The organism is Streptomyces sp. NPDC087440, from assembly GCF_044744005.1.
Taxonomy (GTDB): Bacteria; Actinomycetota; Actinomycetes; order Streptomycetales; family Streptomycetaceae; genus Streptomyces.
Genome location: NZ_JBIUXN010000001.1, coordinates 359,266 through 386,238, shown reverse-complemented (window position 1 = coordinate 386,238; position 26,973 = coordinate 359,266). Strand labels below are relative to the sequence as shown.

Below are 26,973 nucleotides of genomic sequence, written 5' to 3'. Positions count from 1 at the left end.
CCTCACCCCCATGACCCGCACCCCCCTCTCCTCCGTCGCCTGCTCGATCGCCCGGGCGACCGACCTGTTCGGGGACGCCTGGACGGCCCTGATCATGCGCGACGTCCTCCTCGGCATCCGTCGCTTCGACGCACTGGCGGAAGACCTCGGCCTGTCCCGCAAGGTCCTCGCCGCCCGGCTCGCCCGGCTGGTCGAGGAGGGGGTGCTGACCCGCGAGCAGTACCGGGCCAGTCCGCCGCGCGAGGAGTACGTCGCCACGGAGAAGGGCCGCGAGCTCTACCCGGTCCTGCTCGCCCTGATGGCCTGGGGCGACAAGTGGTACGCCGACCCGGCCGGACCCCCCGCCCGCATCCGCCACGACACCTGCGGCCGGGTCACCACCCCGACCCTGGCCTGCGACGCCTGCCACGAGCCGCTCACCCTGTCCACCACGACCCAACTCCCGGGCCCCGGCGGCCGCATCGGCCCGGGCACCCGCCTGCTGGGCCCCCTGATCGCGGCGCGCCAGGAGGAACCCCCCTCCCCGTAGGCGGAGTCTTCGAGGCCGGAGCCGGTGCCCGGCCGAGGGCGCCGAGCCTGCCTTACGCTCGCGGAATGACGATCCATGACGCATGACGGGCCGACGTCGACAACGCGGCCCTCAACGCCCTGCACGCCGACGGCTTCGGTCACCCCGTGTCCCGCACGGACTGACGCACTCGCCTGGAACGGCACCGCCTCGGCTGGGTGTGCGCCCGGGAGGACGGCCGCCTGGTCGGCTTCGTCAACGTCGCCTGGGACGGCGGCTCCCACACCTTCCTCCTGGACACGGTGGTCGCCCCGGACCGCCGCTCGGAGGGCATGGGCGCCGAACTCGTCGCGGCCGCCGCCCGTGGAGCCCGCGCCGCGCGGTGCGCATGGCTGCACGTCGACTTCGAGGAGCACTTGTATGCGTTCTACCTGGACGGATGCGGCTTCCGGGAGACGGCGGCGGGCCTGCTCGCGCTGTAGGGAGCTGATAATAGAATCCCTGTTCTAGCGCGAGGGGAGATCCCGCCTCGCCGTACCAGCACCAACGGGGAAGACCATGCGGCGTTCCGCCATTCTCATCAGCATCACTGGCATCAGCGCCATAGCCGTACTCGGCACCGCCTGCTCGTCCGGTACGGACGGCAAGGCGCCCGCGCCCGGAGGGCAGGCCCAGAAGACCTCCTCCGCGCAGACCCCGGCCCCGACCCCCTCCGCCGACCCCGCCGCCGCCGTGCGCGCCGCGGTCGACGCCGCGGGCAACAGCACCGCCCGCATCGACGAGGCCATCCGACTGACCGGCGGCGGGCAGGACTTCACGATCACGGTGAAGGGCGCCTTCGACATGAAGGCCGACAAGGGCACCCTCAAGGCTTCCCTGGCCCAGACCGGCGGCACCGCCCAGAAGCCGGTGCCCCTGGACGAGATCTTCAGCGACGACACCGTCTACGTACGGATGCCGAGCGAGCGGAACGGCGACACCGGCTGGCGCGCGATCCAGCGGGACAAGACCGAGGTGCACTACCTGTTGCGCGCACCCGCCAACGACCCGGAACACGTCCTGCGCCAGGTGTCCATGGCGCACGACGTCACCGAGGTGGGCCAGGAGAAGGTGAACGGCACCTCCGCCGTGCACTACCGGGGCAAGCTGGACAGCAAGGCCCTGCTGCTGCGCATGGCGAAGGACCGGCGCGAACTGATGGCGGGCCCGCTGGAGGCGATGGGCGACAGCCTTCCTGCGTTCGCCGACGTCTGGCTCGGCAAGGACGGGCGGATCGTCCGCATCACGCTCGGCTGCGACCTCGGCCAGGGCAAGGTCACCGCGACCATGAACCTCACCGGTCGCGGCGAGCCCGTAACCCTGCCCGCCCTCCCCAAGAACGCCCGTACGGTACCGGCCGCCTCCCTCGGCGGCCCGCTCGGGGGCTGACCGTCGGCGGGGGAGGGGGCGGCGCCGTTCCTTCGCGTACGACCAAGGCCTGGGTCCGTACTCAGGCCGCCGCCTCCCCCGGAGCAGCACCCGCAACGGCAGCGGCACCCGCAACGGCAGCAGCACCCGCAACGGCAGCAGCACCAGCACCGGCCGCCGCGCCGGACGTTCGCGAGAAGCCATTCCCGGAGCCGGTGCCGCCGACGGCGCGGACCGCGTGCTCCGGCAGCGACCGCTCCGCCCACAGCAGGATCGCCGCCCCGCTCAGCACCAGCAGCGCAAGCACCGACCACAAGTGCCAGGGCTGCGCGTCGAGCAGGAAGCCGAGCAGCATCGGCGCGACGGTGCGGCAGACGGACCAGGACAGTTGGTACACCGAGAGGTACCGGCCCCGCAGATGGTCCGGCGCGGCCTGCACGGACAGCCCCTGCGAGGGCGCGGAGTGGATGAGTTCGCCCGCGGTGTAGAGGACCGCCACCATGAGGACGGCGACGAGCGCCCCCGAGCCACGGGTGAGGCCGGGCAGTACGGCGAACGCGCCGAAGGACAGTGCGAAGACGACCGCGCCGAGCGCGGCGGCCCGGGTGCGCCTGCCACGCAGGGTCAGCCGCGAGGCGGGCACCCCCGCCACGGCGACCAGCACGGTGTTGAGGGCGAACACGGCCCCGGCCAACGCGTCCGGGAGGCCGACGTCGCGGGTGAGGAAGACGGGCAGGGCCATGGCCTGGGCGGTGTAGCCGAAGGCGATCAGGAAGTTGGCCGTGGTGGCGAGCAGGTAGGGCCGGTCGGCGAGCACCTGCCGGTATCCCTCGCGCGGACGTGAAATCCCTTCGCCGTTACGGGTGTTGGGCGCCCGGTCGCTGTTACGGGTATGGGGCACCCGGGTCACCAGGAGTGCGGCGACCGCGAAGACGGCGGCCAGCACTTCGGCCGCGGCGATGAAACCGGCGGTGCCGTTGAACGCCAGCATGGCGGCCGCCGCCAGACTGCCGCACCCCATACCGGCGTTGCGCAGACTCCGGTCCCACGCGAGCAGCCGGTCGCGCTCGGAGCCCCGGGCGAGGTCGCCGATGAGGGCGTGCTGGCTGGGGGAGGAGGCCCACATCCCCACGGCGACCACCAGGGCGATCGCGAGGAAGGCGGGGTAGGAGCCGGCGAACGGGTAGGCGGCGAAACCGAGTGCGCGCAGCGCGAGCACGCCGATGAGCACCCGGCGTCCGCCGTACCGGTCGATGAGGATGCCCGCGGTCGGCATGAACGCGAGCGCGCCGAGCCCGGCGACGGTCAGGCCGGTGCCGATCGAGGTCAGGGACAACCCGGTGAGCGAGTGGACGAACAGCATGGTCAGCGGTACGTAGATGCCGTCACCGACGGAGCTGACGAGGCTCGCGGCGACGACCCGACGCCGCGTCCCACCGTCCGTACGGCCATCTGTACCGGCATCCGTACCGCCGTCCGTACCGGCACCGATGCCGTGGACGCCCCCGGGCACACTTATATCTTCCATGGAAGATAAATATCATCCGCGGAAGATAGAGTGAAGCGATGCAGGCCGACCCGATTGCCGCCATCGTCGAACAGTGGCATCGCGAACGTCCCGACCTGGACGTCTCGCCGATGCTCGTCACGTCCCGTCTCTTCCGCCTCGTCGACGACCTCGACCAACGCCTGCGCCCGCCCTTCGCCGCAGCGGGGCTCGGCAACGGCGACTTCGACGTGCTCGCCGCGCTCCGCCGCTCCGGCGACCCCTATGCGCTGTCGGCGGGCGAACTCAGCCGTACGATCCTGGTCACGACCGGTGCGATCACCAAGCGCGTGGACCGGCTGGCCGCCCGGGGCCTGGTCGTCCGCACCGTGTCCGAAGCCGACTCGCGCGGCCGCTTCATCACCCTCACCCCCGAAGGCGTCGCCCTCACCGACGCCCTCATCGCCACCCACCTCGCCAACCAGCGTCGCCTCCTCACCGGCCTCGACGCGGACGAGCAGGCCCAACTCGCCACCCTCCTCACCCGCCTCGCCGGCAGTCTGCCGCCGCACGACGCCTGAGCGCGACTCTGCCGGGACCTTGCTGCCGTGACCCTTCTGCCGTGATCCTTCTGCCGGGACCTTGGCGTTCTCCGGTGCGGCGGCGGCCCGGTCGACGGAGTCAGGCCCGGCCCGTGAAGGCGGCGAGGGCCAGGCGCTGGGCTGTCGCGGGAGCCCGGTTGTCGGACGAGGCGGTGCCTATCGCGTACACGGCACGGCTGTTGAGGTCGGGGGTGGCGAAGACGCCGGCCTTGTAGCCCATGTCGCTGCCGGTCTTGCCCCACAGGAGGGTGCCGTCGGGGAGCGGGAAGTACATCAGGACGGTGCTGTAGCAGGCGGTGCCCTTTGCCGGGCCCAGGTTGCAGTTGGAGGAGCCCACGTACGGCAGAGGCTTGCCGTCGGCGCCGCGCGGCACGGCGAAGAGCTCGGCCTGCTGGGCCGGACGCAGGAGGCGGCCCGCGAACAGGCCGGTGATGAAGCGGTCGAGGTCGGCGCCGGTCGACGTCATGGTGGAGGGCAGGCCACCCTGTCGGTTGACGTCGACGAGGCCGCCGGTGCTGCGCGGCAGGTAGCCCGGGAGGTACGGACGGGGTACGGACGTGGCGCGGCCCGGCACCGAGGTGGCCGTGTCGCGCATCCCGAGCGGCTTGAGGATGCGCCTGGTGACCTCGTCGTGGAAGGAGTTGCCGGTGAGCGTCTCGATGAGCTTGCCCGCGATGCGGTAGCCGAAGGAGTTGTACTCCTGCGCGGTGCCGGGGCGGAACCGCGGCCCGGGCCCCGGACGCCCCACGGGCCGCAGCGTCTGCCGGATGCTCCGGTCGAAGCTCGGGGTGTCGAAGCGGCCGTCGATCGCCGCGTCCTGGTCCTGGGGGACCGGTGACGCGCCGTCGAGATCCTGGGGCAGCCCGCTGGTGTGGTTGAGCAACTGCCGTACGGTGACGGGGGACGTGAACCTGTCCTCGGGCAGCAGCCCGGGCAGGTAGTGCTGGACGCTCCGGTCCAGATCGACGCGCCCCTCGGCGGCGAGCTGCAGGAGGATCACGGCTTCCATCGGCTTGGCGACGCTGCCGATCCGGAAGTGCGCCTTCGTACTCACCCGCTTTCCGGTGACGGCGTCGCCGGAGGTGCCCCGCCACGTCCTGCCGTCGCGGTGGACCTCGGCCACGACACCGGCCGCGCCGTCGTCCGGGCGCAGGGCGATCGCCTCACGCAGGGCGGCACGGTCCAGGCCGGGGGAAGCGCCCGCCGCCTGGGCAGGAGCACCAACTGTGCACAGTGCAAGGGCAGTTGTGACGGTGGCCAAGGTGACGACCGACGGACGGCGCAAGGACATGGGGACTCCACTCGGGAAGACCGGGAACTGGTGTTCCCTCGTGCCTCCAAGTCTTCCTGCCCGGACGCCCCGCTCGATTCGGGACATCCCTGACCCGCCCCTGAGCCTCCCCTGACGATCACCCTGGCCGCACGCCACGGACACCATGCCGCCACTGCTATGAGGTCATGGCGAGGTCGGTCTTGGACGCCTCAACCCGCCCGCCATAGCGTCGCGTTGTCCCCCACTCGTAGAGCGCCATGAGGAGTACCCGCCGTGAGGAACAACAGCAAGCGCCCCCGCTTCACGAGACTCGCCGCCCTGTCGCTGGCCACCGTGGCTGTCGCCGCCGTCGCCACAGGAGGCGCGAACGCCGACACCTCCATCTCCCCGTCCCCCTCCCCGTCGGAGAAGGGCCGGACCGAAATCATCGAACTCCAGCTCAAGGACCTTGAGTACGAGTCCCTCGACCTCGGCGGGCCGGGGCCGAGCCGGGGCGACATGAGCGTCTACTTCGCCACCGCGGTGCACAACGGCCGCGCCGTCGGCCGGGGAGCCGGGACGTCTCAGGTCGTGCACGTCGGCACCGGTGGCGAGGTCACGTCGCAGGCCGTGATCACGTTGGACCTCGACCGTGGCTCCCTGACGATGCAGTCGCTGCGCTCGGACGGGCAGACCTCCCTCGACATGGCCATCACCGGCGGCACGGGCGCCTTCAAGGACGCCCGGGGTAGCGTCCGTTACTGGGACATCAACACCCCGCAGGAGCGGCTGCGCGCCGAGATCCTGCACTGACGAATGTGACGAACTCAACGTCTCGCCGCTCAACGGTTCGACCTGCTCAGACCTTCAGCGGCCCATAAGTGCCGTTCTCGAAGGTGAAGGCGAACGGTTCGCCGTCGTACTCCTCGCGGAAGTGTCCGCCGTAGCCGGGTTCCTCGACATGCGGTGCGAGCAGGTCAAGGATGGTGACGAGTTCGCCCATGTCGTCGTCGAGCCAGTGGTTGCGGCTGAACAGCCCCCACGCGTGAAGCTCGCGACCGGCCGCGAAGCCGCGGGACTGACGCCGCAGCGAGGCGACATCTCCCCCGGGCAGGCGGCCGTCGGGGTCCGGGACGAGGACCGGGTAGGTGTGCTCGTCCGGGTCGAGCCCGGTGGGGCGTTCGCCGGTCAGGCCGAGGTGCCATCGCAGGGCATCCAGAACCGCGTCGGGGGTGTCGTCCCGGAGGAAGCAGGCGAAGACGACTTCGAAGTGGAGGCTCACGGGACCGCAGTATGCCCGGCGCGTTCGACAGCCCGGTAGCCGATCCGCCCGTCGAACCGCCGAAGCGGCAGGGAGACCAGCAGGTCACGCGGAGTGCCCCGGGTGAGTCGGCCATGGTTCAGCGAACCGTACCCGTGACGATGCCCAGCCGTCAGAGACAACTCCACCACTGACAACCCCTACGACACCCAGCCCCTGGGCGACGGAACCTGGCTCACCACGGATGAGTCCGGTCACCCCGTCCGCTGGACCGATTCGTGGGCGACCCCGCGCGAGGTGTCCGACGGCGAACTGAAACAGCGGTGTTCCACGCGATCCCCACCGGTCACTCGTAGACCGTGGCCGCTCGAAGACTCCGCGCGAAGAACGCCCAGTCACCTCCGGACGGGAGATCCTCGCCGACGTTGCGATACATGCCGTCTGCATCGTCGATCCATGCGGCCAGAGCCTCAAGAAAGCTGTCCAGGCTCGCGTTTTCCCACTCGTGGCCTCGACGCAAGAACTCCTGATGAAGGCCACGAACGAACGTCGCCAGCTCTTCGCGGCTCCGGATCTCGTCATCAAGGTTCATGGCAACAACCTAGGCGGCGCCTCTTGGGTCCGTCCGTGGGATCGTCATGCTCATGATCGAATCCTGGGCGATTGATGACGACAGCCCTGTCCTTGTGTCGACTGAGCTGGTGCTGGAGGCTCTTCGGTCGAGGGTCGAGGGTCGACGGCGGGCGGCTTGAGACATGGTTGATCAGCTCTTCCGGACGGTCGCTGACCTTCGCGACGAACACCGAGCGCGCGATGGTGATGCTGCTCGAAGGGGAGGGCGATCCCGGTGAGCATGCTGTGGACCCCGGAGCAGAGGGGGCGAGCGACGGGTTCGTCCTGTCCAACGGCCAGCACGACGAGTACCCGGACCGGGACACCGTGCCTATCGGTGAGGCCTTCAGACTTGTGGAGCACATCGTCGGAGCGGGCTCGTGGCCCGCGGACGCGCGGTGGGTCGTCGATCGCTGACAGCGGCCTGTCGCCGCCCGCGGAGGCACTCGGCAGCCCTTGCCCGATGGGCGAGGTGCCGGGTGTACCGAAGGCGCGCAGCACTGATGTCGGCCCCGCTGCCACACCTTACGAGTCACTCGCCGAGTCGCATGTCTCGCCGCTCTTGCCCGACACGTTGACGTCCTTGATGCTGTCGTGATCAACGAGGTCGTGGCGCCAGGGCCAGGGCCAGGGGCAGGGCGGGCGGGAGCGGCGTTGCGGGAAGTGCCGGCGGACGCACTGGTGCTGGTGGTCGACGTTCCGGTGGTGGTCGTGGTGTGCCTTGCGGAAATGGGGAATCGGGATGGTTTTGCTCCTATTTGGCGCTTTGTTTCTGGCTATGGGGATTCGCGCGGCGATTGTTGAGCGAGGGCTCCGGGAGAATGGAGTTCTGGTACAGGCGGTATGCGTGGAGCGCGTCTACGAGGGTTATGACCAGCGACCGGTACGCGTGCTGTGCTCACATGTCTCCGACGACGGTGTGGAGCGTCGGTGGATGGTCGACGCACAGCCCGACTTTCCGGAGGTGGGGGACCTGGTCGCCCTTGTGTACGACTCGCGGGCGACGGGCGTGGTGGAGCGCCAGGAGGCGTTGCCCAAGGGCTACTTTCCCTTGACGGCATACGCCCTCAGCGCGTTGTCGTTCACGGGAGGGTATCTGCTGATCTGGGGATGATCCGCCTGGACGGACCTGTGCTCCCCGAGCTCAAGAGAAGAAGCCGATGAGTTCGGCGGCATCGGGGCGGCCGAGCTCATGGGACGCGGCGGACTCGGGGTCGGCACGGCAGTTCCGGGTGCCGCGGGGAAGGGACGGAATTCCGGGCGGGTATCGGGCAGACTGCCGTGGTGCCCCGCCGGGCCCGTCACTGAGGAGGACTTCCGATGCGCAGCGTGACCTATTCGATGAGCGTCTCCCTGGACGGCTACATCGTCGGACCCGACGGCGGCTTCGACTGGACGACGCCCGAAGAGGACGTCTTCCGCTTCGCCACCGACGAGGTGCGCGAGCTCGGTGTCCACCTGATGGGGCGGCGGCTGTACGAGACGATGCTGTACTGGGAGAACGCCGACCAGAATCCCTCGCTCGACTTCTCCACCCGCGAGTTCGCCGCCGTCTGGAAGCCGCTTCCCAAAGTGGTGTTCTCCAGCACCCTCACGGCCGTGGAGGGCAACGCCCGCCTGGCGTCCGGCAGCCTGGTGGAGGAGATCGAGCGGTGGCGGGCCGAGCCGGGGGAGGGCAACATCGCGATCGGCGGCGCGACCCTGGCCGCCGAGGCCGCCGCGCTGGACCTGATCGACGAGTACCGGGCCAGGGTCTACCCGGTGCTGGTCGGCGGCGGCATTCCGTTTTTCCCCCGGCGCGAGCGTCAGGTGGCTCTCGAACTCCTTGACACCCGCACCTTCCACGCGAAGGTCGCCTACTACCGCTACCGCGTCGCGCGCTGACTCCCGGCGTCCGCCCTCCTCCGAACGTACGGAACGTACGCAGTCGAAAGCGAGCCGTCGTGCCCCGCGCACTCAACCTCTGGCGTTACGGGCTCGGCACCGTGCCCGCATCCGTCTGGCGGCAGACCGACCTCCGCGTCCTGATCCTCGCCGACAACGGCCTCACCGACCTCCCGCCCGCCCTCGCGCACCTGCGCCGCCTCACCACGCTCGACCTCGGCCACAACGCGCTCAGTGAAGTGCCGGAGGAAATCGGCCTGTTGGAAGAACTCGGCGACTTTCTCTACCTGCATGACAACCAGCTGTGTCAACTCCCCTCGTCCTTGGGGAGGTTGACCCGCCTGCGCTACCTCAACGTCGGCGAGAACACCCTCACCCACCTCCCGGACACCCTCGGCGACATGGTCGGCCTCATCGAGCTCAGGGCCCAGCACAACCGGCTCACCACCCTCCCCGACAGCATCGGCCGACTCCGCCACCTGCGGGAACTCTGGCTCCGGGGGAACGCCCTCGATCGCCTGCCCGCGTCCTTCGGGGCGCTGCGCGAACTCCGTCACCTGGACCTCCGCGAGAACAGGTGCACCGAGGTGCCGCCCGCCCTCGCCGGTCTCCCGCGCCTGCGGCATGTCGACCTGCGCGGCAATCGGATCGGCCAACTGCCGTCGTGGCTGGCCGAGTTGCCCGCCCTGGAGAAGCTGGATGTGCGCTGGAACGAGGTCGAACCGGGCCTGCCGATCGTGGCCGAACTGGAGCGGCAGGGCTGCGTCGTTCTCCTCTGAAGCTCTGAAGCCCTGAAGTCCCTCAGTGCCACCCGTATGCGTATCGAGGCAGCACCCGCCCCGCCACCAGGGCCGCACCCAGCACCAGCAGCACCCCGGGAATCAGCGGATCGAGTACGTACCCCACGCCCGGGTCGGTCAGCCCGATCGCCGCCGCCGCCGGCACCGCCGGTACGTGCGGTGCCCGCGCCCACGCCATCAGCGCGACCGACAGGGCGACCGCGACCGCCGCCGTGTACGTGGAAGGACCGGCCACGGCGGTGACCGCGAGCGCCGTCGCCACGGCCACCGGGTAGGCGACCAGGATCGCCCGGGGCCGGGCGAGCGGCGCCCCGGGGGCCAGCGCGAGCACCGCCGCCGTGGCCACGAACGGGATCGCGAACACGTGCAGCCCGGCCGCGCCCTGCGCCACCGCGAGCACCAGCACCAGCCCCAGCGCGACCGCCCCCGTGGTCAGCGCGCCGAGCGCGTCCCGCAGCCGGGCGCCGTGGGCCGCGCCCACGCCGCCCGCGCCCGCCTCGCTCGCGCTCACCGGTTCCGCCGCAGGAAGTCCCGTACCAGAGAGGCGATTTCAGCACCGTGCGTCTCCAGCGCGAAGTGTCCCGCGTCCAGCAGGTGGATCTCCGCTTCGGGCAGATCGCGGGCGAAGGCCTTCGCCCCCTCAGGGCCGAAGATCTCGTCGCCCGCGCCCCAGGCGACGAGGGTCGGCGGGCGGTGCGTGCGGAAGTACTCCTGGAAGCGCGGGTACTGCTCCAGGTTGAACTGGTAGTCCCAGAAGAGCTGGAGCTGGATCTCCTGATTGCCGGGCCGGTCGAGTCCCGCCTGGTCGAGCAGCCACGCCTCGGGCGCGATCCGCTCCAGCCGGTCGGCGGGGACGCCGTGCTCGTACTGCCAACGGGTCGCCTCGACGGTCAGCATGCCCCGTACCTCCTCCTCGTGCGCGGCGCGATCGGCGGCGTGCCGGAAGAGCAGGTCCCAGAAGGGCGTGAACCCCTCCTGGTACGCGTTCCCGCTCTGGGTGATCAGCGCGGTGATCCGGTCCGGCTGGTCGGCGGCGATCCGCAGGCCGATCGGAGCGCCGTAGTCCTGCACGTACAGCGCGAACCGCCCGACCCCGATCCGGTCCAGCAGCCCGCGTGTCACCTCGGCCAACTTCTCGAAGCCGTACGGGAATTCCTCGACCGGCGGCGACGCCGAGCGGCCGAATCCGACGTGGTCCGGGGCGATCAGCCAGAATTCGTCGGCGAGTTCGGCCAGCAGTCGCCGGTACATGTGCGAGCTGGACGGGAAGCCGTGCAGCAGCACGAGCGCGGGCCGCGACGGGTCGCCCGCCTCCCGGTAGAAGACCTCGACGCCGTCGACGTCGACCGTCCGTTACCGCACCTCGTGCTTCGTGGGTTCATTCGTGGGTGCAACAGACACAACTGTCCCCTGTTCTCCGGTGATTTCGCGAGGAGAACGGTCGTTCTCCCGCTGTCGGCTAAGATAGGAGAACGATGGTTCTCAATGCAAGGGGTGATCGAGGAGTGGAGCTGGAGACCGCCGAGATCCGCGTCCTGGACGCGGCCGAGGCGCTGTTCAACGAACGCGGGGTGCAGGCTGTCGGCATGGACGCCATCCGCACCGCGTCGGGCGTCTCGCTCAAACGCCTCTACCAGGCCTACCCCTCGAAGTCGGACCTCCTGGAGGCGGTGCTGCGCCGCCGCGACGAGACGGTGGGCGCGGGCGTCGAGAGCTACGTCGCCGCCCGCACCGACCCGCGCGCACGCGTGCTGGCCGTGTTCGACTTCCTGGCCGACTGGTTCGCCGACCCCGCCTTCCGGGGCTGCGTCTTCATCAATACGTACGGCGAGATGGGCGGCGTTTCGGAGAGCGTGGCGGCGGTCGCCCGGGGCCACAAACTCGGCCTCCGCTCCCGCCTGGCCGAACTCCTGGCGGAGACGGACGTCCCCCCGGCCGCCACGGAGTTGCTCGCCGCCCAGCTCGCCCTGCTGGCCAACGGTGCGATGGCCACCGCCGCCATCACGGGCGTGCGGGACACCGCCGACCAGGCGAAGTCGGCGGCCGGACTGCTGCTGGACGCGGCGGGGGCGTGAGGCGGGTGCCGGGCGCGCTCCATGTGGCGCGGTTCCGCGGGCCCCGACTCAGGGGGTCCCGACTCCGCGGGCCCCGACTCTGGGGGCGCTAGCGCAGGTCTTCGGGGTGCGGGCCCGTCGCGTACGGGTTCGGGTCGCCGTCCGGCACCACCGCCACGAAGGGCTCGCCCTCGCCCGCGAAGTCGTACGCGCCGCCCTCGATCCGGGCGATCAGGTCGCGGGTCCACTGGGCGCCGCTGTCGGCCAGGTGCACCCACATGTTCATGATCTCGCCGATGTGCCCGAGCTGGGCGGGCCCGTCCTCCGGCACGTAGTGCTCGGTGACCCCGGCGCGCCACCGCTCCAGCCCCTCGATCCGCTGCTTGAGCAGGGCGACGGCCTCGTCGCGGGGCAGGTCGACGATGAAGCCGAGGCCCGCCGAGAGTACGTCGATCCGCTGGTCGTGCGAGGTCAGGGAGGCGCGCAGCAGCGAGAAGTACTCCTCGTTGCCCGCGTCGGTGATCTCGTACTCGACCCGGGGCGGGCCGCCCACGGTGCTCGGCGCGACCTCGTGCGCGACGAGGAGTCCCTGCTTGGCCAGTTGCTTGAGCGCGTGGTAGATCGAGCCCGGCTTGGCGTTGGACCACTCGTGGGCGCCCCAGAACTCCAGGTCGTTGCGTACCTGATAGCCGTGGGCCCGTCCGTGCATGCGGACCGCGCCCAGGACCAGCAGCCGGATCACCGACATGAGCACCCTTTCTGATCAACGTTGACTAGACCGTAACAGTAATCAAGTTTGACTAATGGGTGAGAGGTGGCTACCTTCCTCCAGTAGTCAAGTTTGACCAGCTGCCCTGAGGAGTGCGTTGTGACCGACCGCGATCCGGCGATCGTCGCCGAGGGACTGCGGAAGAAGTACAAGGGCGGGGACAAGCAGGCCCTCGACGGCCTCGACCTCACCGTCCCGAGCGGCACCGTCCAGGCCGTGCTGGGCCCCAACGGTGCGGGCAAGACCACAGCCGTACGCATCATGTCCACCCTGCTCAAGCCCGACGCGGGCCGCGTCGAGGTGGCCGGGGTCGACGTCAGGACCCGGGCGGTCGAGGTCCGCTCGCGGATCGGGCTGCTCGGCCAGCACGCCGCTGTGGACGAGGAGTTGAGTGGCCGTCAGAACCTGGAGATGTTCGGCCGCCTCTACCACCTCGGCGCGCGCAGTGCGGGTGCCCGGGCCGACGAGCTCCTCGCCCGGTTCGGGCTCGCCGACACCGGGAGGAAGGCGGTGAAGCAGTACAGCGGCGGCATGCGGCGCAGGCTCGACCTGGCCGCCTCCCTCATCCCCCGGCCCCAGGTGCTCTTCCTGGACGAACCGACGACGGGCCTCGACCCCCGCGGCCGTACGGAGGTGTGGAAGGCGGTCAGGTCCCTGGTCGGCGACGGTACGACCGTACTCCTGACCACGCAGTACCTGGAGGAGGCCGACCAACTGGCCGACCGCATCTCGGTGATCGACCACGGGCGGGTCATCGCGGAGGGCACGGCCGACGAGCTGAAGTCGAGGACGGGCGGCGACCGCATCGACGTGACGCTGCACGATCCGTCCCAACTGGCCCTCACGGCCTTGCTGTTGCCCGGTGAGGTGACCGTGGACGAGGACCGGCTGCTGGCCAGCGCCACGGTCAGCGACCGGATGGGCGCTCTGACGGGGACGGTACGAGCGCTGGAGGAGGCCGGGGTCGAGGCGAGGGACATCGCCGTACGGAGGCCGACGCTCGACGAGGTCTTCCTGCACCTGACGAAGGGGGAAGCGGCATGAGCACGACCATGAGTACGAGGAAGCCCGCGGTGGTGCCCGGGAGCACCGCCACCGGATCGGCCCTGGGGTGGGCCGCGGCCGACTCCTGGACGATGACCCGGCGCGAACTGGCGCACTGGGGGCGGCAGCCCGTCCGGGTGGTCGTCGGGCTGGTCTTCCCGGTGATGATGCTGCTGATGTTCAGCTATCTGATCGGCGGCGGCCGGGGCGTCGAAGGGAACTTCACCGACTACCTGGTCCCCGGCATGCTCACCATGACGATGGCCTTCGGCCTCGAAGCGACGATGCTCTCGGTCACCCAGGACCTGGGCAAGGGGGTCATCGACCGGTTCCGTGCGATGCCGATGACCTCGGGCGCGGTGCTGGTCGGGCGGAGCGTCGCCGACATGCTCCAGTCGGTGGTCGGTCTGATGGTGATGCTCGGGGTCGGTTACGCCATGGGGTGGCGCTGGCACAACGGGGCGGCGGCCTTCCTCGGGGCGGTGGGACTGCTGCTGCTCCTGCGCTTCGCGATGCTGTGGATCGGCATCCACCTGGCGATGGTCGCGGGCAAACCGGAACTGGTGCAGGCCGTGCAGATCCTGGTCTGGCCGGTCGGTTTCCTCTCCAACGCGATCGCCTCGCCGGAGTCGATGCCGGGGTGGCTGGGGGCGGTGGTGGAGTGGAACCCGATGTCGGCGACGGCGACGGCGGTACGGGACCTCTTCGGCAATCCGGGGGCGACGGGGACTTCGTGGGCCGCTGACCACGCCGGACTGCTGGCGGTGGGGTGGCCGGTGGTGCTGGTGGCGGTCTTCTTCCCGCTGGCGATCGGGCGCTTCCGCAACTTGAGCCGGTAGCGGGCGGCTCGTCCCGTGCCCCTGTCAGGGGCGCGGGGAACTGCGCGACCAGCCCCCTACCCAGCCGCGCGGCGAGCGCTTTGGGTGAAGGGGCGGGGCTGGGGCCCCCTTGCCCAGGCAGCCCGGGGCTGCACGCATCCGGTACGGGGCTGGGCCGGGGCCTCGGCTGCGGCACGCAGCGGGTGTGGTGCTTGACCGGGGGCCGGTGCCGGGCCGACCCGGCGGCGAGAGGGCCGGAACGGGGGTGGCCCGGTGTCGGGCGGGCCGCCCCCTTGCCCGCCCGTTCCGCCCCCTTGGGGCGGCCCCGTCGCCCAAGGGGGCGGGGGTGGGGAAGGGGGGGCGGAGCCCAAGGGGGCGAGGGTGGGGAAGGGGGGCGGAGCCCAAGGGGGCGAGGGGGAGGAAGAGTGGGGAGGCCAAGGGGGCGAGGAGGAGGAAGAGGGGGAGCCCGTTTGCAGTAGTTGTGTTCCGGGGAGTGGGCGCTTGTGCGGAAGGAACCCAAGAAGCGGACTGAGCGAGTTGCTGTCGTCGGAGTGGGCATCCTCGGGGCCAGCGTGGGCTGGAACTTGACCCGGCTCGGTGCCGAGGTGGTCTTCATCGATGCGGCCCGACCGGGCGAAGGTGTCACCAACTGGTCCTTCTCGTGGGTCAACGCCAGCAACAAGACCGTGCGCAAGTCCTACTTCGATCTGAACGTCGCGAGCATGGCGGCCTACCAGGAGCTCGCCAGAGCCGTTGGGCCGGACTCGTGGTGGTATCCCGGCGGGCACCTGCGCTGGGCGGACGATCCGGCGGCGGAGGCGAAACTCCTGAAGACGGCCGAGCTGCTGGTGGGATGGGACTACCGGGTGGAGGTGTGCACAGGGGCCGAGGTTCGCCGCCGCCTCGAACCCGCACTGGCCGTGCCCGACGACGTTCCGGTCGTGTTCTGTCCCGACGAAGCCTGGGTGCACGGCCGTCATCTCGTCAGCCGCCTGGTCGGCCTGGCCGTGGAGGCCGGTGCCGAGCACCGATTCGGCACTGCGGTCCGTGACATCGGCACTGGTGCCGACGGGGCCGTTCGGGACGTCGTTCTGTCCGACGGGAGCCGGCTGGACGTCGACGTCGTCGTGAACGCGGCGGGCCCCAGCGCCTCCCACGTCGCCGGGCTCGTCGTACGGCAGCTGCCGATGCGCTGGGAACCCGGCGCCGTCGCGCGGATTGCATGTGCTCAGGTCCCGGTTCACCTTCCCATGCACGCGCCTCGTATCGAGATCCGCCCTGATGGAGATGGTTCGGTGGTTCTCCACAGCCGCGAGATCGACGCACTCATCGACACCGGTAGCGAACCGGCGGAACTCGGACGGCTGCTCCACGAGTCGGCGCGACGCGTCGTTCCCGAGCTCGGCGACTCCCGTATCACTCAGACCCGGGTGTGCAACCGGCCCATCCCCGTCGACGGATTCCCCTCGGTGGGAGCCGTACCGTCCGTGCCGGGGTACTACGAGGCCGTTACGCACAGCGGGATCACGCTCGCTCCCGCCGTCGGCAGGCTGCTCGCCGCGGAAATCCTGGGAGGGGAACGAGACGAGATGCTTGCGGATTTCGGTCCGGAGCGGTTCGGCTCATGACGGCCGGGGGCGGCGCTGGTCGGTCAGGCAGGCCAGAGGCTCAGGCCGTGGGGAAGAGGGAGGCGTACTGCTTGCGCAGTTCGGCCTTCTGGACCTTGCCCATGACGTTGCGCGGCAGTTCCGGCACCACCTTCACCGCCCTCGGGTGCTTGAAGCGGGCCAAGTCGTCCGCGATGAAGCGCAGGAGTTCGGCCTCCTGCGGGTCCTGGCCGGGGGCCGGGACGACCACCGCCACCACCGTCTCCCCGAAGTCCGGGTGCGGGACGCCGATCACGGCGGACTCCAGGACGGTGGGGTGTGCGTCGAGCAGGGCCTCGATCTCCTTGGGGTAGATGTTGTAGCCCCCGGAGATGACGAGGTCCTTGCCCCGGCCGACGATGCAGAGGTAGCCGTCCTCGTCGATGCGCCCCAGGTCACCGGTGATGAAGAAGCCGTCCGCGCGGAACTCGGAGGCGGTCTTCTCGGGCATCTGCCAGTAGCCGGTGAAGACGTTCGGGCCGCGCACCTCGATGCTGCCGATCTCGCCGTCGGGCAGCGACGTGCCGCTCTCGGGGTCCACCACGCGCACCTCGACGCCGGGCAGCGGCAGGCCGACCGTGCCGGGCTTGCGGGGGCCGTCCTGGTAGGGGTTGGAGGTGTTCATGCCGGTCTCGGTCATCCCGTAACGCTCCAGGATGGCGTGTCCGGTGCGGGCCTCGAAGGCCTCGTGGTCGCTCGCCAGGAGCGGGGCCGATCCGGAGACGAACAGCCGCATCGAGGCGCAGGCCTGAGGCGTGAGCCGCTCGCTCTTCAGCAGACGGGTGTAGAAGGTGGGCACGCCCATGAGCACGGTGGCCCGGGGCAGCAGGTCGATGATCGTCTCCGTGTCGAACTTCGTCAGGTAGTGGAGGGAGGCGCCCGCCGCCAGGGCCATGTTGGCGGCCACGAAGAGTCCGTGGACGTGGAAGACGGGGAGGGCGTGGATCAGGCGGTCGTGTTCCGTGAACTGCCATGCGGTGAGGAGGGCTTGGCAGTTGGAGGCGAGGTTGCCGTGGGTGAGCACCGCGCCCTTGGAGCGGCCGGTGGTGCCGGAGGTGTAGAGGATCGCCGCCGGGTCGTCCGCCGACACCTCGTGGGCCTCGTGGAGTTCGGGGGAGGCGGGGTCGTTGAGGAGGGTGCCGTCCGTGTGCGTGCCCAGCGTCTCGACGGCCAGGTCGCCCCCTTCGCGATGGGCGTGCTCGGACCGGCGCTCCGGGGAGCAGACCAACACCCGGGGGCGGGCGTCGTCGAGGAAGTAGTCCATCTCCGTGCCCGTGTACGCCGTGTTGAGCGGCAGGAACACGCCCCCGACCTGCAAGGTCGCCAGGTACAGCGCGATCGCCTCCGGGGACTTCTCCACCTGCATGGCGACCCGGTCGCCCGGGGTGACGCCGTCGGCGACCAGGCGGGCGGCGATCCGGCGCACGGTTCGTGCGGTCTCGCCGTAGGTGATGTTCCGCTCGCCGGGCAGTTCGAAGAGCACCTTGTCGGGCTGCCGCTCCGCCTGCGCGACGAAGGTCCGGTGGAGGGATGCGAAGGGGGGCATGGGGGTGGTTCCTCTCGGGGAGTGGGCGGGGGAGGGGTGGGGGTGGGGGTGGTCAGCTTGGTGTCCCGGGAAGGACGTTCCGCAGCGGGCCGTCGAGCGCGACGGTTCCGTGTCGTACGAAGTCCTCGTGGCGGCGCTCCAACAGGGCAGGGTCATAGCGGTAGTTGATCATCGCGCCGTAGGACTGTCGCCAGGCCTCGGTGGAGTCGTTCGCGGGCCAGTCGAGCTGCCAGGCGGCGGCGCCGTTGCCCAGGTGGAAGCGGGCGACGGGGTCGAGCGGTCGGCCGTCCGCGCGGCGTTCGACGGCGATGTATCGGGCGAGCACCGGGAGGAGTTGGGCGCGTACCCGTTCGGGGTTCTCTCCGGACTCCAACGCGGAGGTGAGCAGAGCGAGTTGGGGGTCCGTCGTGGCCTGTTCGGTCAGCCAGCGGCGGAAGCCGGGGATCGGGGAGAGCGTGAAGAACCCGGTCAGATGCGGAAGTTGTACCCCGACCTGCTCGATGACCTGCTTGATGAGCAGGCTGCCGAAGGAGATCCCGGCCAGCCCGTCCAGCGCGTTGTTGATGGAGTAGAGGGTCGCCGTGTCCGCCTCCGCGGGGTCGAGCGGCGGCCCGGGGGCCAGCAGCGGGGCGATCCGGTCGGGCAGGCCCCGTACCAGAGCGACCTCCACGAAGATCAGCGGCACCTCTCCGGTGGCCGGGTGGAAGAAGGCGTAGATGCGGCGGTCCTCGGGTTCCAGGCGGCGGCGCAGCTCGTCCTCGTCGGCCATCGGATGGACCTGTTCCCCGCGCATCAGATGGCGGCGCAGGTGCGGCGGTGCGTCCCCGGTGACCTCCGCCATGCGCAGGAAACCTCGGTTGAACCAGGAGGTGAGCAGGTGGTGGAGGTCGTGGTCGAGGGGGCGCAGGTCCGGGTGTTCGCGCATCAGGCGGCGTACGTCCGCACGCATCCCGACCAGGGCGAGCGTGGCGTCCGGGGCGTGGTTCATCCGGCGCAGCAACTGCTGGCGGGGCGGCTCGACCGCGTCGAAGAGCCGGACGAGTTCCGCCTCGCCCCGGGAACCGGCGCTCCGGGCCTCCTCCCAGTGGTGGTAGGCGGCCCGGACCCGGTCGGGGTCGGCGTCGTAGGTCCGGGTGACGTGGGTGAAGAAAGCCCGCTTCCCGGCGTCGTCGAGCTGCGCGTACGCGCCGAGGGCCCGGGTCGCGACGGCGCGCATCGAGGGTTCGCCCACGTCGCTCATCAGGACCTCGCAGGCGGCGATCGCCTGCTCCAGGGGGGAGTCCTCGGTCGCGGGGCGGGTGCCGCGTCGCTGCCCGAGGACCTCGAAGAGGTCGGTCAGCAGCCAGTCGTCGTGCCGGCCTTCCTGCGCGTGCTGCCCGTCCTGTCCGTCCCGCTCCTGCTGCCCGTCCCGCGTGTTCCGCTCGTGCCCGTCCACTGTTCCGCGCCTTTCCGTTGGGGTCCCCGGGGGCTGTACGGCCTACCCGCACAGCCCCCGGCCTTCCGCTACAGCCGCCCCGCCGCGACGGGTTCCGTACGGGCGGACGCGCGCCCACCGTCACCCGCGCCGGTCGCGCGGCGACGGACCACCAGCTGCGCCAGCCCGGTGACCACCAGGTTGGGCGCCAGCGCGATCAGGCCCGCGTCCCAGGTGCCGATGTCCGTCGTGCCGAAGGTGAGCCAGGCCAGGACCGCGACGCCGGTGACGATGCCGAGCAGCGCCGGAATCGTATCGAGCCGGTTCCGCTTCGCCAGCGCCATGAGGGTGGCCGGGGCGAGCTGGGACAGTCCGCCGTACGTGAGGAGCAGCAGGTTGCCCAGCAGGTCGGGTCGGGTCAGGCCGAGGACCAGTGCGAGCGCCGCCGCGACCACCACGCACACGTGGTTGGCGCGCAGCCGGGACCGCTCGGTGCGGGCAGGGAGCAGGTTGCGCGAGACGAGGGTGGAGATGCCCATGACGATCGCGGCCGACGGCACCATCGCGGCCGACGCGGCGGCGACCGCGACCACGGCGACCAGCCAGTCGGGCATGGTGTGCCCGGCGAGGGTGAGCAGGATCTCCTGCGACCCGCTGTCCGGGCTCAGCAGCAGGACGCCCGCGAAGCCGACCAGGACGGGGACGGCGAGGGCCACCTGGTACAGCGGCAGCCAGACGTAGTTGCGGCGCAGGGCCCGCGGGCTGCGCGCGGAGAGGACCGGCGGCCACAGGTGCGCCATGGTGGCCAGGCCGCCCCCGATGCCGCTGATCACGGTGGCGGTGACGAAGAAGGTGGTGTCGTACTCGCCGTGGAGGCCCAGCAGCGTGGGGTGCTTGTCCTGGACGTCGTGGAAGAGCTGTCCGATGCCGCCGTCGAAGGCGAGTGGCACGGCGATCAGCAGTGCGAGCAGGGCGGCCACCATCAGGACGTCCTTGAGGTACGCGGCGCGGGCGAGCCCGCGGATGCCGGACCACAGGACGAACGCGACGGTGAGGACGGTCGCGAGCACCATGCTGAGCGTGCCGCCGGACGTGCTGCCGGTGGCGAGCTGGACGATCAGGCCGAGGCCGGTGATCTGGAGTTGCAGGTACGGGAGGAGGAAGACCGCGCCGACGACGGCGACCACCTTGCCGAGCAGCGGGCTGTTGAAGCGGTCGGCGAAGAAGTCGGCCTGCGTGAGGTACCCGCGGTCGCGGCCGAGCCGCCAGATCCGGGGGCCGGTCAGGTACTGGAGGACGATGCTGATGGCGAGGTAGGCGAGGGCGTAACAGGCGGCGACGCCACCGCCGAAGGCCAGCCCGGCGAGCCCGAGGAAGCTGAAGGTGGTGAAGGACTCGCCCGCCTGGAGGAACCAGGTGGCGACGGAGGAGAAGCCGCGCTTGCCCACCGTCCAGTCGCCGAGGTCCTGCGACTTCGCGCGGCGGCCGGTCATGCCGACGACGGCGATGGAGACGATGCCCAGCAGGGTGATCACCATGACGGTGTTCATCGGGGGACCTCCTGGGGGGACCGGGCGGGGGAGTCGGGGGCGGGGTCTTCGTGGACCTCGTCTTCTTCGTACTCGTCGCTGTGGGCGAGGTGTTCGACGAGGGCGAGGGCGGCGCTGGTGCCGACGGTCCACAGCACGCACCAGACGAGGACCGAGGGCAGGCCCAGCCACAGGTGCGGGCCGCTGACGAAGGGCAGGAACGGCGTGGCCAGGAAGGCCAGTACGGGCACGGCCGCCCAGAGCGAGTGAGGCGCCGGGCGGCGGGCCGGGGCCGGGTGGTGTGCCGAGGGGGGTGCCGGAGGGGATGTGCGCGGTCTCATGAGCAAGGAACTCCCGGAGCAGGAGGGGGCGTCGGCGGGTGCGGCCGGCAGTCGTCGGGCGCGGGCGCCAGTCGGCGGGTGCGGCCGCCAGCCGTGGTCGGGTGCGGCCCGCCGTCGTGGTCGGGTGCGGCCGGCAGCCGTGGTCGGGTGCGGCCGGCAGGTGACGTGCCGTCAGCCGACGGGGGGAGCGGCGAGCACCGGCTGCCTGCGCCGGCGGTGCCCGGTGGCGGCCTCGTAGGCGGCGCCGACCTCCAGCACGGTCCGCTCGGCACGCGGCGCCCCGACGATCTGCACGCCGACGGGCAGTCCGCCGGGGGTGAATCCGGCGGGCACGCTGAGCGCCGGAGCACCCAGCACCGAGACGAAGTACGCCGAACGCATCCAGTCCAGATACGTGTGCTGGGGCTGCCCCGCGATGATCTGCGGGCACTCCAACTCCGCGTCGAAAGGGACGACTTGGCTGACCGGGGCCAGCAGAATGTCGTACCGCGAGAAGAAGTCGACCGCCGCCAGGTGGAGGCGGCTGTGGGCGGCGGTGGCGCGGGCCACGTCGGGCCCGGTGAGCCTGCGGCCCTCCTCGACGTTCCAGACGATGCTGGACTTGAGGGCACCGGGGGAGGCGTCGAGCGTCTCGCCCAGCCCGAGCGCGAACTCGTGGGCGCGCAGGGTGCGGAATACGTCCTCGGCGGCGTCCAGTTCGGGGCAGGCCTCCTCGATCCGGCAGCCGAGCCGCTCGAAGACCGCCAGCTGCGGTTCCAGGACCGCCAGCACCTCGGGGTCGACCGGCACCCGGCCGCCCAGGTCCGGGGCCCAGGCGACGCGCAGCCCCGTGAGGTCGCGCTCGCGCACCGTACGGAACGCCGACCCGGGCTCGTCGAGGCTGATCGGGCTGCGCGGGTCGGGCCCCGCCATCACGGACAGCAGCAGGGCGGTGTCGGCGACCGTGCGCCCCATCGGACCGGCCACCGCGAGGGTGTCCCAGAGGTTCCCGCCGGTCTCCGTCGGCACCCTGCCGGGGGTCGGACGCAGCCCGACGACGTTGCAGAAGGAGGCGGGGTTGCGCAGCGAGCCGCCCATGTCGCTGCCGTCGGCGAGGGCCTGGAGCCCGGCGGCGAGGGCGGCCGCCGCGCCGCCGCTGCTGCCTCCGGCGGAGCGGGTCGGGTCGTACGGGTTGCGGGTGGTGCCGAACACGGGGTTGTAGGTGTGCGAACCGGCCGCGAACTCGGGGACGTTGGTCTTGCCGATACGGATCGCCCCGGCCGCCTGGATGCGCTCGACCAGCAGTTCGTCCCGGTCGGGTACGTCGGTGGCGTGCAGCGGCGAGCCATGGGTGGTGCGCATGCCCCGGGTCAGGTGGGTGTCCTTGAACGCGATCGGCAGCCCGTGCAGCGGCCCCGGCTCCCCGCCGCGCGCCAGGTGCTCGTCGGCGGCAGCGGCGGCGGCCAGGGCGCCCTCGGCGTCGAGGGTGACGATCGCGTTGATCACGGGATTCACCTGCGCGATCCGGTCCAGATGGGCCTGGACGACCTCACGGGCGGAGAGTTCGCGGCGGCGGATGCGTGCGGCCAGGTCGGTGGCGTCACAGGAGCAGAGGTCGTCGGTCATAACCGTCCTTGTGCGGGGTCGGGGTGGCCCCATCCTGCGACCGACTGACGAAAACAGTCAATGGGCTGGCGATATTGAATTTTTCCGCCATCTAGATCCGAAGGTGTGTCGTTTACGGACTCCATGCGAGGTGATTCCACCATTCCTGCGGAGCAGCAAAAAGCCGGGCGGCGACCGCTTCCCGGCTGGTTCGGTACGTCCCGCGCGCCCTCTCTCCCGGCGCGCCCTCGTCAACCCCTGGCTGTGCCCCGCCCGCCCCGTGCGAGGAGTTCGCGCAACAGCGGAGTGGGTGTGGCGCTGCGTTTGAAGGCCTCGACCACGAGATGGGACTGCACCGCCTCGACCCGGCTCACCCAGGGGGCCGCCGTGAGGTACTCGTACAGCGCCTCCCTGGACGGCTGCGTCACGTCGACCAGCAACTGGTGCTCACCCATCACGACCGCCGCGTACCGCACCAGCGGCGACGCGGCCAACAGCCGTCCCACCGCCTCGACTTCGTCCGGCCGGGTCCTGATCCACAGCATCGCCTCGACCGGCAGCCCCAGCAGCGCGGGCTCCACCGACGCCCGGATGCTCACCATCCCGGAACGGGACAGCGCCTCCACCCGGCGACGGGCCGTCGCCTCCGACACCCCGGCGATCGCCGCCAGTTCCTCGTGCGTCCGTCGTCCGTCGTCCGCGAGGGCCCGCAGGATCGCCCGCTCCTCGGGGCCGATCTCGACGTCCGGCACCCCCACGCCCTCGGCCGCCGACGGAAACCGGTCCAGCGCGGCCGTCTCCTCGGCGCCCAGAATCCCCGGACGCCAGTCGTGCACCGTACGGAAGTACCGCAGTACGGGCGACACCTGACTGGATACGAGACCGGGGACGCCCGGCACCTCCTCCAGCATGAACCGGGACAGCTGCTCGGGCGGGCACTGCACCTCGGCCACACAGTCCACCGGCCCGGCCAGCGCGTACCCGAAGACGGTGTCCTCCCGCCGGGCCAGGGCCACGGCGGCCTCGCGCACGGCCGCCGGACGGCACGACAGCCGTACGATCACGGTCTCCCCGCGCGGCACCAGCCCCGCGACCGTCACCTGCCCACTGCCCAGCAGTTGCGTGCCGCGCCGGGCCACCGTGCGCTCGGGCTCCCCCAGGGCCAGGGCGATCCGGCGCCAGGAAGCCCGCCCGTCCACCTGCAGAGCAGCGACGACACGACGGTCCAGATCATCGAGGCACCCACCAACCGCATTCACGCGAGCCACCCTAACCCCGCCCCTCCCACCGGCCCGGGGGCTGCTGCCGCCGCCGTCCCCGGGCGGCTCCGGGAGGTGATCCAACACCCGTTCCCTCGGCGGCAGTTGCGCGATAGATTCACCACACCTTCACCACGCGTCACCACTTTCGGGAGGAAACCCATGAAGAAGTTCATCGCCGCCACCGCCCTCACCGCCCTGGCGGCCGCCGGTTTCGCCGTCGCCGTGAGCGTCTCCGGGAACAGCGCCGACACGGCGAGCGACCGGCAGACGGGCACGGTGAAGCCGGTGGTCCAGGCGTCCGCCGGTGACAAGAAGGTCGAGGTCATCAAGTAGCGCTCGGCCTCACGGGTGGTGGTGCGCGGACCGTGCCGGTGGCCTCCGTGCACCCCACCCTCCCGAACCACCGCTCCGGGGCCCGGGGCCCCGCTCCGTTCCCGCTGACGGGACCTCGGGCGGACCCTCCCTCGTGCCCTCCGGCGGCCCCCCTCGGGCCCGCCGGCCTCCGGTTGCCGGTGATGCACGCGTGAGTGAGCTTTTGAGGGGTACTGGGAGCCGCACCAGAGCAATCACCGGCCGCTGCGGCCACCCCCGACTCGCAGGAGGAAGCATGACTCACCCGGAGCAGGACGCCCACGAGACCGAAGGCCCCGCGGACGGCGGAGCAGCCGGAACCCCTGGCGTGCACGACGGCGGTGCGGACGGTGGCGCGGAGGGTCCCGCCGACGGCGGAGCCGCTGGTACCCCCGGCGTCCATGACGGCGGCGCCGACGGCGGTGCCGAGGGCCCGGCCGACGGCGGAGCCGCTGGTACCCCCGGCGTCCATGACGGCGGCGCCGACGGTGGCGCGGAGGGCCCGGCCGACGGCGGAGCGGCCGGTACCCCCGGCGTCCATGACGGCGGCGCCGACGGTGGCGCGGAAGGCCCCGCCGACGGCGGTGCGGCCGGTACGCCCGGCGTGCACGACGGCGGTGCGGACGGCGGCGCACATTGAGCATCGGCTCCCTCGCCCTCCAGGACACCGCGGCCGACTCCGGCCGCGGTGTCCTGGAGTCGCGCCTGACCCGCCTCGACCGAGCCGACTTCGCCCGTGACGTCTGGGCGCGCACCCCGCTCCTCACCCGCGCGGCGAGCGACTTCTCCGACCTGTTCTCGCCCGACGCCGTCGACGAACTGATCTCCCGACGCGGCCTGCGCACCCCCTTCCTGCGCGTCGCCAAGAACGGCACCACCCTCCCCGACTCCTCCTTCACCAGCTCCGGCGGAGTCGGCGCCACCATCACCGACCAGCTGGACGACACCGCCCTGTGGCGGGCGTTCGCCGACGGCGCCACGCTCGTGCTCCAGGCCCTCCAGCGCACCTGGCAGCCCCTCACCGACTTCACCTCGCGGCTCAGCACCGAACTCGGCCACCCGGTCCAGGCGAACGCCTACGTCACCCCGCCCCAGAACCGCGGCTTCGACGACCACTACGACGTGCACGACGTCTTCGTCCTCCAGATCGCCGGCACCAAGCGCTGGGTCATCCACGAGCCCGTCCACCCGGACCCCCTCCGCGACCAGCCCTGGACCGACCACCGCGCCGCCGTCGCCGAGGCCGCCCGGGGCGAGGCGGCCATCGACACCCTGCTGGAGCCGGGCGACGTCCTCTACCTGCCCCGGGGCTGGCTGCACGCGGCCGAGGCGCAGGGCGAGGTCTCCGTCCACCTCACGCTCGGCGTGCACAACGTGACCCGCCACGCCCTGGCCGAACACCTCGTCCAGGCAGCGCTGGCACAACTGCGCGACGACCCCGCGATGCGCGCCTCGCTGCCGCTGGGAGTGGACGCCCCGGACGACGCGTCCGCACTCGTACACGAACTCGCTTTCGTACGGGAACGGCTTGCGGCCGCGCTGACCACGAGCGACCCCGCCCCCCGCTTCCACCGCGCCCGCAGGAGCCAGGGCCGCCCCGAGCCGATGGGACCGCTGTCCCAGCTCGCGGCCGTCCAGGGGCTCGCGGCCGACACTCCGGTACGTCTGCGGGGCGCGCTGGCAGCGAGGCTGGACGGGCGGCGGCTGCACACCCGCGCCGGATGGCTGGACTTCGCCGACCCGGAACTGGCACAGGTGCGCCGCCTGCTCGACGGCGGCGAGCACCGCACCGGCGATCTCGGGCAGGACCTGGTCGTACGACTGCTGCGTGCGGGCGTCGTCGTGCCCGCCGCGACCTGACCCGGCCGATGACGACACCGGGCCGCTTCTTCTGCGCCGACGCGGCCCGCGAACGCGGCGACGCGCTCGCGGGCACCGCGCCGTACGGCTCCGTATGGGTCCTCGTCGAGTACCACGGCAGCTGGCCCGCCAACGGCTTCGACGGACTCGACCTGGAACCCGACGCCAAGGCCCGGGTCTACGCCGCCGCGCAGGCGCTGCGGGCCCGCATCCTGCTGATCCGCCGCCACGGCCGCCGCCGGACCGCCGACGCCCCGCGCCGCTGGGCGGTCCTGCACGGCCACAGGGACGGCTCCCACCGGCAGCACTGGGGCACCTGGAGTCGCGACGAGGACCTCACCGGGATCGTCGACGCCCTGGCCGCCCCCGGAGCACTTGGCCTGCCGCCCGTCCTGCTCGTCTGCGCCCACGGCGTGCACGACACCTGCTGCGCGGTGCGCGGCCGCCCGGTGGGACGGGCACTGGCCGAGCGCTGGCCGGAGCTGGTGTGGGAGTGCACGCACGTCGGCGGCGACCGGTTCGCCGCCAACGTGCTGGTCGCACCCGACGGCGTCTACTACGGCAACCTCGACGCCGACACCGCCCGCACCACCGTGCAGGCGCATCTCGACGACCGTATTCACGCCGCCCACCTGCGCGGATACACCGACCTCGCCCCGGCGCAACAGGCCGCCGTGTCAGCGGTCCTGCACCGGGACGGCCCCGCCGGACGCCATGCGTACGCGGTGGACAGGACGCTCCGCGACCGCGACCCCGAGGAGGGCGACCGCTGGTTCATCCGCGTCACCGGCCTCGCGCCGGGCCTGTCCGCGTACGACGTGGAGGTACGGTCCCACCGCTCCGCGCCGCTGCGGCTCACCTGCAACGGCCGGTTCCGCAGCACCGCGCTCACCTACGAGGTCACCGCGCTGCACCCGGTGTGAGCCCGGGCCCCCCACTCCGT

General features: G+C 71.5%; 29 protein-coding genes and 1 pseudogene. 17 read left to right on the top strand and 13 right to left on the bottom strand.

Annotated elements, in window-relative coordinates; genetic code table 11:
• Nucleotides 1–10: 10 nt before the first annotated feature.
• The 3 genes and pseudogenes from ACIO3O_RS01565 to ACIO3O_RS01555 all read left to right on the top strand — a co-directional run bounded on the left by ACIO3O_RS01565 (nucleotide 11) and on the right by ACIO3O_RS01555 (nucleotide 1,936).
• The gene (locus ACIO3O_RS01565; protein WP_401740556.1) at nucleotides 11–529 is read left to right on the top strand and encodes a winged helix-turn-helix transcriptional regulator; all 519 of its coding nucleotides are present in this window, start codon (nucleotides 11–13) and stop codon (nucleotides 527–529) included.
• A 119-nt stretch (nucleotides 530–648) separates the two neighbouring features.
• Nucleotides 649–990, top strand: a pseudogene (locus ACIO3O_RS01560) (GNAT family N-acetyltransferase).
• 76 nt (nucleotides 991–1,066) lie between these two features.
• Nucleotides 1,067–1,936 carry a hypothetical protein gene (locus ACIO3O_RS01555; protein ID WP_401740554.1) on the top strand — a complete coding sequence of 290 codons (870 nt, stop codon included), beginning with the start codon at nucleotides 1,067–1,069 and terminating at the stop codon, nucleotides 1,934–1,936.
• 61 nt (nucleotides 1,937–1,997) lie between these two features.
• Here ACIO3O_RS01555 and ACIO3O_RS01550 read toward each other — a convergent pair whose 3' ends face one another.
• Nucleotides 1,998–3,443, bottom strand: a complete 1,446-nt coding sequence (locus ACIO3O_RS01550) for an MFS transporter (RefSeq protein ID WP_401740551.1) — start codon at nucleotides 3,441–3,443, stop codon at nucleotides 1,998–2,000.
• Between the two features lie 38 nt (nucleotides 3,444–3,481).
• Between ACIO3O_RS01550 and ACIO3O_RS01545 the strand changes: the two genes are divergently transcribed.
• Nucleotides 3,482–3,982, top strand: coding sequence for a MarR family winged helix-turn-helix transcriptional regulator (locus tag ACIO3O_RS01545; protein WP_401740548.1), 501 nt, complete (start codon nucleotides 3,482–3,484; stop codon nucleotides 3,980–3,982).
• Between the two features lie 100 nt (nucleotides 3,983–4,082).
• On the opposite strand, the gene ACIO3O_RS01540 is transcribed toward ACIO3O_RS01545, so the two are convergent.
• Nucleotides 4,083–5,294: a serine hydrolase domain-containing protein gene (locus tag ACIO3O_RS01540; RefSeq protein ID WP_401740545.1), complete on the bottom strand. Its 1,212-nt coding sequence runs from the start codon at nucleotides 5,292–5,294 to the stop codon at nucleotides 4,083–4,085.
• Between the two features lie 255 nt (nucleotides 5,295–5,549).
• On the opposite strand from ACIO3O_RS01540, the gene ACIO3O_RS01535 reads away from it, so the two are divergent.
• Complete coding sequence (locus ACIO3O_RS01535) at nucleotides 5,550–6,068, top strand: hypothetical protein (protein ID WP_401740542.1); 519 nt, start codon at nucleotides 5,550–5,552, stop codon at nucleotides 6,066–6,068.
• 46 nt (nucleotides 6,069–6,114) lie between these two features.
• On the opposite strand, the gene ACIO3O_RS01530 is transcribed toward ACIO3O_RS01535, so the two are convergent.
• Nucleotides 6,115–6,537, bottom strand: coding sequence for a hypothetical protein (locus ACIO3O_RS01530; RefSeq protein WP_401740540.1), 423 nt, complete (start codon nucleotides 6,535–6,537; stop codon nucleotides 6,115–6,117).
• Between the two features lie 325 nt (nucleotides 6,538–6,862).
• A complete protein-coding gene (locus ACIO3O_RS01525; protein ID WP_401740538.1) occupies nucleotides 6,863–7,108 on the bottom strand; it encodes a hypothetical protein in 246 nt (81 codons plus the stop codon).
• Nucleotides 7,109–7,182: 74 nt separating this feature from the next.
• On the opposite strand from ACIO3O_RS01525, the gene ACIO3O_RS01520 reads away from it, so the two are divergent.
• From ACIO3O_RS01520 to ACIO3O_RS01505, 4 genes are all read left to right on the top strand, one after another.
• On the top strand, nucleotides 7,183–7,545 hold the full coding sequence (locus tag ACIO3O_RS01520; RefSeq protein WP_401740535.1) for a hypothetical protein: 363 nt from the start codon (nucleotides 7,183–7,185) through the stop codon (nucleotides 7,543–7,545).
• A 517-nt stretch (nucleotides 7,546–8,062) separates the two neighbouring features.
• Complete coding sequence (locus ACIO3O_RS01515) at nucleotides 8,063–8,242, top strand: hypothetical protein (RefSeq protein ID WP_401740534.1); 180 nt, start codon at nucleotides 8,063–8,065, stop codon at nucleotides 8,240–8,242.
• Between the two features lie 206 nt (nucleotides 8,243–8,448).
• Entirely contained in the window at nucleotides 8,449–9,012 is a 564-nt protein-coding gene (locus tag ACIO3O_RS01510; protein WP_401740533.1) for a dihydrofolate reductase family protein, read from the top strand.
• Nucleotides 9,013–9,071: 59 nt separating this feature from the next.
• Nucleotides 9,072–9,791: a leucine-rich repeat domain-containing protein gene (locus ACIO3O_RS01505; protein ID WP_401740531.1), complete on the top strand. Its 720-nt coding sequence runs from the start codon at nucleotides 9,072–9,074 to the stop codon at nucleotides 9,789–9,791.
• Between the two features lie 22 nt (nucleotides 9,792–9,813).
• On the opposite strand, the gene ACIO3O_RS01500 is transcribed toward ACIO3O_RS01505, so the two are convergent.
• Both ACIO3O_RS01500 and ACIO3O_RS01495 read right to left on the bottom strand, forming a co-directional pair.
• Nucleotides 9,814–10,323 carry an HPP family protein gene (locus ACIO3O_RS01500; RefSeq protein WP_401740530.1) on the bottom strand — a complete coding sequence of 170 codons (510 nt, stop codon included), beginning with the start codon at nucleotides 10,321–10,323 and terminating at the stop codon, nucleotides 9,814–9,816.
• Nucleotides 10,320–11,063, bottom strand: a complete 744-nt coding sequence (locus tag ACIO3O_RS01495) for an alpha/beta fold hydrolase (protein ID WP_401740527.1) — start codon at nucleotides 11,061–11,063, stop codon at nucleotides 10,320–10,322. The genes ACIO3O_RS01500 and ACIO3O_RS01495 overlap by 4 nt, the downstream gene beginning before the upstream one ends.
• A 254-nt stretch (nucleotides 11,064–11,317) precedes the next feature.
• On the opposite strand from ACIO3O_RS01495, the gene ACIO3O_RS01490 reads away from it, so the two are divergent.
• The gene (locus tag ACIO3O_RS01490) at nucleotides 11,318–11,887 is read left to right on the top strand and encodes a TetR/AcrR family transcriptional regulator (protein WP_401740524.1); all 570 of its coding nucleotides are present in this window, start codon (nucleotides 11,318–11,320) and stop codon (nucleotides 11,885–11,887) included.
• An 88-nt stretch (nucleotides 11,888–11,975) separates the two neighbouring features.
• On the opposite strand, the gene ACIO3O_RS01485 is transcribed toward ACIO3O_RS01490, so the two are convergent.
• Nucleotides 11,976–12,614, bottom strand: a complete 639-nt coding sequence (locus ACIO3O_RS01485; protein WP_401740522.1) for a PadR family transcriptional regulator — start codon at nucleotides 12,612–12,614, stop codon at nucleotides 11,976–11,978.
• A 120-nt stretch (nucleotides 12,615–12,734) separates the two neighbouring features.
• On the opposite strand from ACIO3O_RS01485, the gene ACIO3O_RS01480 reads away from it, so the two are divergent.
• The 3 genes from ACIO3O_RS01480 to ACIO3O_RS01470 all read left to right on the top strand — a co-directional run bounded on the left by ACIO3O_RS01480 (nucleotide 12,735) and on the right by ACIO3O_RS01470 (nucleotide 16,125).
• Nucleotides 12,735–13,679 carry an ATP-binding cassette domain-containing protein gene (locus ACIO3O_RS01480; RefSeq protein WP_401740520.1) on the top strand — a complete coding sequence of 315 codons (945 nt, stop codon included), beginning with the start codon at nucleotides 12,735–12,737 and terminating at the stop codon, nucleotides 13,677–13,679.
• An 8-nt stretch (nucleotides 13,680–13,687) separates the two neighbouring features.
• Nucleotides 13,688–14,518, top strand: a complete 831-nt coding sequence (locus ACIO3O_RS01475) for an ABC transporter permease (RefSeq protein WP_401741818.1) — start codon at nucleotides 13,688–13,690, stop codon at nucleotides 14,516–14,518.
• A 482-nt stretch (nucleotides 14,519–15,000) separates the two neighbouring features.
• On the top strand, nucleotides 15,001–16,125 hold the full coding sequence (locus ACIO3O_RS01470) for an NAD(P)/FAD-dependent oxidoreductase (protein ID WP_401740518.1): 1,125 nt from the start codon (nucleotides 15,001–15,003) through the stop codon (nucleotides 16,123–16,125).
• A 40-nt stretch (nucleotides 16,126–16,165) separates the two neighbouring features.
• Here the strand turns inward: ACIO3O_RS01470 and ACIO3O_RS01465 are convergent, their stop codons facing one another.
• From ACIO3O_RS01465 to ACIO3O_RS01440, 6 genes are all read right to left on the bottom strand, one after another.
• Nucleotides 16,166–17,689 (bottom strand): AMP-binding protein, encoded by a 1,524-nt coding sequence (locus ACIO3O_RS01465; protein ID WP_401740516.1) that lies wholly within the window; start codon nucleotides 17,687–17,689, stop codon nucleotides 16,166–16,168.
• A 52-nt stretch (nucleotides 17,690–17,741) separates the two neighbouring features.
• A complete protein-coding gene (locus ACIO3O_RS01460) occupies nucleotides 17,742–19,124 on the bottom strand; it encodes a malonyl-CoA decarboxylase domain-containing protein (RefSeq protein ID WP_401740513.1) in 1,383 nt (460 codons plus the stop codon).
• A gap of 68 nt (nucleotides 19,125–19,192) precedes the next feature.
• The gene (locus ACIO3O_RS01455) at nucleotides 19,193–20,653 is read right to left on the bottom strand and encodes a sodium:solute symporter family protein (RefSeq protein ID WP_401740511.1); all 1,461 of its coding nucleotides are present in this window, start codon (nucleotides 20,651–20,653) and stop codon (nucleotides 19,193–19,195) included.
• The gene (locus ACIO3O_RS01450) at nucleotides 20,650–20,973 is read right to left on the bottom strand and encodes a hypothetical protein (protein ID WP_401740509.1); all 324 of its coding nucleotides are present in this window, start codon (nucleotides 20,971–20,973) and stop codon (nucleotides 20,650–20,652) included. The genes ACIO3O_RS01455 and ACIO3O_RS01450 overlap by 4 nt, the downstream gene beginning before the upstream one ends.
• Nucleotides 20,974–21,144: 171 nt before the next feature.
• Entirely contained in the window at nucleotides 21,145–22,578 is a 1,434-nt protein-coding gene (locus ACIO3O_RS01445) for an amidase (RefSeq protein ID WP_401740506.1), read from the bottom strand.
• Between the two features lie 230 nt (nucleotides 22,579–22,808).
• Complete coding sequence (locus tag ACIO3O_RS01440) at nucleotides 22,809–23,816, bottom strand: Lrp/AsnC family transcriptional regulator (protein ID WP_401740504.1); 1,008 nt, start codon at nucleotides 23,814–23,816, stop codon at nucleotides 22,809–22,811.
• Nucleotides 23,817–23,978: 162 nt separating this feature from the next.
• Between ACIO3O_RS01440 and ACIO3O_RS01435 the strand changes: the two genes are divergently transcribed.
• From ACIO3O_RS01435 to ACIO3O_RS01420, 4 genes are all read left to right on the top strand, one after another.
• On the top strand, nucleotides 23,979–24,152 hold the full coding sequence (locus ACIO3O_RS01435; RefSeq protein ID WP_401740502.1) for a hypothetical protein: 174 nt from the start codon (nucleotides 23,979–23,981) through the stop codon (nucleotides 24,150–24,152).
• A gap of 274 nt (nucleotides 24,153–24,426) precedes the next feature.
• Nucleotides 24,427–24,810, top strand: a complete 384-nt coding sequence (locus ACIO3O_RS01430) for a BatC protein (protein ID WP_401740500.1) — start codon at nucleotides 24,427–24,429, stop codon at nucleotides 24,808–24,810.
• Nucleotides 24,807–26,030, top strand: coding sequence for a cupin domain-containing protein (locus tag ACIO3O_RS01425; RefSeq protein WP_401740498.1), 1,224 nt, complete (start codon nucleotides 24,807–24,809; stop codon nucleotides 26,028–26,030). Before ACIO3O_RS01430 ends, ACIO3O_RS01425 begins: the two co-directional genes overlap by 4 nt.
• 8 nt (nucleotides 26,031–26,038) lie before the next feature.
• Nucleotides 26,039–26,953, top strand: a complete 915-nt coding sequence (locus ACIO3O_RS01420) for a sucrase ferredoxin (RefSeq protein ID WP_401740495.1) — start codon at nucleotides 26,039–26,041, stop codon at nucleotides 26,951–26,953.
• The last annotated feature ends 20 nt before the right edge of the window (nucleotides 26,954–26,973 follow it).